Annotated in this window: 1 pseudogene; it reads right to left on the reverse strand. The window is 71.3% G+C overall.

The window, feature by feature from the left end:
* A pseudogene (locus LQ326_RS47460) lies at positions 1-315 on the reverse strand (IS200/IS605 family accessory protein TnpB-related protein); the annotation flags it as partial.
* Positions 316-471 lie beyond the last annotated feature (156 nt).

Here is a 471-nt window from a genome sequence, read left to right on the forward strand (position 1 = left end):
GTGGATGTACGCGAGCAGACCGCGCCGGGCCAGCGCCCACTGGTCATGACTGGCCTTCGTGATGCTGCCCGCCCAACGGGAGGAGGACTCAACGGTCAGGGCCCGCTTGCGCTCGGCCCACCCCTCACTGTCATGCTCCGGCCCGGCCGAACAGCGCGCCCTGAGATCACGGGAAGCCAGTGCGCCGAGATGGTCGCCGACCAGGCCCAGCACCTCCTCGTCCCCACCGGTCAGGCCCTTGAGCCGAGTCCGGATCGCGACCCCCGAGGGACCGGGCGCCACGAAGGGCGCCGCCACCTGCCGCAGTCCACCCACCCCTCGCCCCCGGTTCCGCGCCGCAGAAAACCCTCACCCCACCCAACGACTGTCACCGGCAAAGGTCACACGTTCGCCCCAGGAACCCTCGTTCCCCACGGGAAGGCGGGCCCGCCCCCAGGCTCACCCATGCGCGCCAGAACACACTCAAGCGCC

The sequence above is a fragment of the Streptomyces shenzhenensis genome, assembly GCF_021462265.1.
Lineage (GTDB): Bacteria > Actinomycetota > Actinomycetes > Streptomycetales > Streptomycetaceae > Streptomyces > Streptomyces shenzhenensis.